Annotated in this window: 3 protein-coding genes; 1 reads left to right on the top strand and 2 read right to left on the bottom strand. The window is 63.2% G+C overall.

The window, feature by feature from the left end; translation table 11 throughout:
• Positions 1-10: 10 nt before the first annotated feature.
• Positions 11-961 carry a 3-carboxyethylcatechol 2,3-dioxygenase gene (locus WCA53_RS20775; protein ID WP_423915068.1) on the bottom strand — a complete coding sequence of 317 codons (951 nt, stop codon included), beginning with the start codon at positions 959-961 and terminating at the stop codon, positions 11-13.
• 1 nt (position 962) lies between these two features.
• Entirely contained in the window at positions 963-2,813 is a 1,851-nt protein-coding gene (locus tag WCA53_RS20770; RefSeq protein WP_423915065.1) for a bifunctional 3-(3-hydroxy-phenyl)propionate/3-hydroxycinnamic acid hydroxylase, read from the bottom strand.
• A 249-nt stretch (positions 2,814-3,062) separates the two neighbouring features.
• Here WCA53_RS20770 and WCA53_RS20765 point away from each other — a divergent pair, with 249 nt between their 5' ends.
• The gene (locus tag WCA53_RS20765) at positions 3,063-3,875 is read left to right on the top strand and encodes a DNA-binding transcriptional regulator (protein WP_423915063.1); all 813 of its coding nucleotides are present in this window, start codon (positions 3,063-3,065) and stop codon (positions 3,873-3,875) included.
• Positions 3,876-3,938: the final 63 nt, after the last annotated feature.

The raw sequence follows: 3,938 nt of genomic DNA, 5'->3' as shown, positions 1-3,938 counted from the left end.
CCGTGATTCGTCAAATGGTTTCAGCGATGGGCCGTGCGTGCATCGCGCCGAAGCCCGCGATCCACTCGGGGATCGGACGGTAGTAATCGAGTGCCGCGCGATACGGCCCGTACGCCTGCAGCGCGCCGAATGCCGCGATCCAGGTGCGAACCTCGTGTGCGGATTTACCGGCGTCGCGCGTGATCGCGGTGTCCGTGAAGCCGTCGAGTGCGGGCAGTTCACCGTCTTCGAGCAGCTTCAGAAACGCGCGGTCCCACTCGGGATTGAGCGGATGCAGACGGCTGTCGCCCGCCGCGAATGCGCGGGCAGCCGCGATAGTGCGAGCCTGACGCGCCGCCCGCGATTCGGCCGACGGATTGCGGCCGGCGATCAGCCGCTCGGCGACTTCGTCCGTCGCGCCCACAAGTTCAGGCACGGGAGGCTCGTGCGAGATGCCGCCGGAGCCGATTAGCAGCACGCGTTGGTTGGAGCGCGCAAGGCGGCGGCCCAGTGCGTCGCCGAGCAAACGCGCGCGGCGACACGACGCCATGGGCGGTGCAACCGAATTGATGAACACCGGCACGACCGGATAACGATCCAGTGCGCCCGTGAGAATCTCCAGCGCCTGCGCGCAACCGTGGTCGACCTGCATGCGGTACGACACGGCGACGTCGACGTCGGCGGCAAGCGCGGCTTGCGCGAGATCGAGAGCAGTGTCGGCGGGGACGGCAAGCTGACCCGCCAGACTCCCGAAGTCGCCGATCGCGCTCGCCGATGCGCCGATGCAGAACGGCGGCATCACGTCGTAGAAGAAACCGTTGTAGTGGTCAGGCGCGAACACGACGACCAGTTGCGGATCGAAGGCGGCAACGCGTGCGCGTGCCGCCGCATGAATCTGCTCTACTTCAGCGACGACGTCCGGCGCCGGATCGTAGTAGCCGCTGAGCGGCGTGTGGGAGAGACATTCGAGAAGGATCGGCATGTCACACTCCAGCGGCGACGGCTGCGACGCTTTCGGACACTTCAACCGGCTCACTTATGGCAACCGCCGTGGCGGGCTGTCCCGCGGCCTTGAAGCTCAGCTTGACAGCCAGTTCTTCAATCGACGCCGACACCTGCTGCGGTGTACACATACCCGCAACGAAACGATCCGGCCGCAGCAACACGACGGACTCCGGCACGCGCGAGAACCATTCTTTCAGTCGCCCCTGCACGTCGCCGAGAGCGATCACACCGTCGGGCACGTCGTCATGAAAAGCAAGCTGCGTGTCCGGCTTCGCGAGCACGAAGCAGCCGCCGAGGCGCTGCCAGGTTTCGCGAGCGAGCGGCGACAGCCCGAACGTGGGATCCGAACCCCAGCCGATGATCGCGAAGCGATTGCCGAGCGTGTCGTCCAGACGTACAACGGCGCCTTCCTCCGTACGCACAAGAGGCTGAATGAACATGCGACCAACCGGCGAATGACATTGCGGGTCACGGCCATACACCAGGCGACCGAGCAGAGACTCGCGCTTTTCGCTCATCAAACCAAGCAGCCGGCCGGGTGCGCAATGACCGGAGCGTTCCAGCACGCGGGCCAGCACGCCATGCTTGCGTTTGTGCTCCGCCAGCAATACCACACCGGTCTCGTAGCGCGGCATCGGCTTGAAGCGCATCTCCACGAAGTAGCGCTTCAGGGCGGGGACCACGTTGAAGGTCCGCACGAAGGCGTCGCGGAATTTAATGCCGAAGCGGCTCGTCGGCGCGAAGATGTCGCCGGCCACTTCCGAGAGATGGATCATCGAGCGGGCATGCGCGCGGCGCTCCGCCGTGTACGTGTCGAGCAACGCGTCACTCGCGAGCTGCTTGACCACCATCGCCAGCTTCCAGCCGAGGTTGCTCGCGTCGCGAATTCCGCTGTTGTAACCCTGCCCTTGCCAGACCGGCATGATGTGCGCGGCGTCGCCGGCCAAAAGCACACGATCCATGCGGAAGGTGCTCGCAAGCCGCGCATTGTGCGTATAGACGCGCTTGCGGATGTAGTCCACCTTCTGCGGATCGGCCACCACCTTGCCGATCAGTGCAGCCATGTTCGCAGGCTTCGACAGCTCTTCCTCGGTCTCGCCCGGCATCACCATGAATTCGAAGCGGCGAATGCCGTGCGGCAATGCCGCCGACACGTACGGCCGTTTCGGATCGCAATGCATATAGACGTGCGGCGAGCCGATCGGATCGTTGCGCACATCCACCACGATCCATTGATTCGGCTTCGTACGTCCTTCAAACGGCACGTTGACCATGCGGCGCACGAAGCTGTTGCCGCCATCTGCACCGACCATGTACGACGCGCGCACCGTCCGGCGGCCGCCTTTTTGGTCTTCCGCTTCAATCGTCACGCCGGTCTTGTCCTGCGTGAATCCGCACACGCTGGTGCCGAACAGCACCTCCACGTTCGGGAAACGGCGCAGCCCTTCGTACAACACACGATCCGCGAGCGGTTGGATGAATGCATTGCGGCGCGACCAGCCGAACTCGTCCGTGCGCGGTTCGATCGATGCAAAGCAATGACCCGTGTGCGTGACGAAGCGCATCCAGTGGTCAGGCGTGGTGTGCGGCAACAGGATGTGGGCGAGACCGACCGACTGGAACACACGCAGCGCTTCATCGTCGAGGCCGATGGCGCGCGGATAGTCGATGATCTGCTCGAGCTTTTCCACCAGCACCACGCGCACGCCCTGCAACCCCAGATAGTTCGCGATCATCAAACCGACGGGGCCGGCACCGATAATTGCCACGTCAGCGGACACGGTTTCGCAGCGGCCGCTCGTGGCCGCCGGATCGTTGGGTGGGAGCATACTGTCTCCTTTCTCGCGAGCGGCACAGCGCGCCGTCGCTTCAGATAGCGGACTTGTTTGAAATATCCAGGGAGAGCACGGCATGACGAATGCGTATCGCCATGGCAAAAACATCGCGCATGGGATGCGGCATCTCGCGTCTCCTTGAATTGTTGATTTGCTTGCAGTCTAAGGTGTGTGCCGTGCCGCCTCAACAATTTGTACAAAATGTGCATAGAATGCACAACGTTGATTTAAACCGGATTTATGATGACCAAGTACACCAGCGTGCGGGGCCTGTCGCGCGGTCTGCAGGTGCTGCAGGCGCTCAATTCGATGGACAGCGGCCGCGCCACCAGCCAGCAGATCAGCGACCTGACCGGGCTGCATCGCACCACGACGCGGCGGCTGCTGGAGACGTTGCTGGAGGAAGGGTTCGTGCGGCGTAGTGCGTCGGATGATAGCTTTCGGCTGACGCTGCAGGTGCGCTCATTAAGCGAAGGTTTTACGGACAACGAACGGATTGCTACGATCGCACCGCCTATCATGGGACGGCTGTTGCAGCGCGTTGCCTGGCCATCGGACCTGACCACGCCGGACGGCGACGCGATGATCATCCGCGAGACGACGCACCGCTTCAGTCCGCTGTCGTTTCACCGGTCAATGGTCGGCCGCCGTCTGCCGATTCTGCTGACCGCCGCGGGGCGCGCCTACTTCGCGACGTGTCCTGACGGCGAGCGCGAGGACATTCTCAAATTGCTGCGCTCAGGCGCGGGCGGTGAAGAGCAGAAGGGGCTCGCCTCCAACGACGAGCTAATCAAAAAGCTGGTGAAACGCGTACGCGCGGACGGCTTCGGCTCCAATCATGGAGACTGGACCGCTCAAAGCAAGATCGGCGCAGTTGCCGTTGCGATTGTGTCGCGCGAGCGAGTGCTGGGGAGTCTGAACGTGGTGTTCCTTTCGCGAGCGGTCTCGCTTGCGGAGGCGAAACGGCGTTACGTGCCCGACCTTCAGACGGCGGTGCGTGAAATGGTTGCTGCATTCGAGTCGCAGGGTGACTTGAGTGGAAAAAGGCCGGAGTGAGAAGCGCAGTGGCAAGGCCACGGCGATAAGCATCCGGAGTTGCACAACATCGTCACATTGCTC

Origin of the sequence: Caballeronia sp., from assembly GCF_049581465.1 — a bacterium.
GTDB lineage: Bacteria > Pseudomonadota > Gammaproteobacteria > Burkholderiales > Burkholderiaceae > Caballeronia.
The sequence above is the reverse complement of the archived record's forward strand: the minus strand, read 5'-3'. Positions and strand labels throughout refer to the sequence as shown.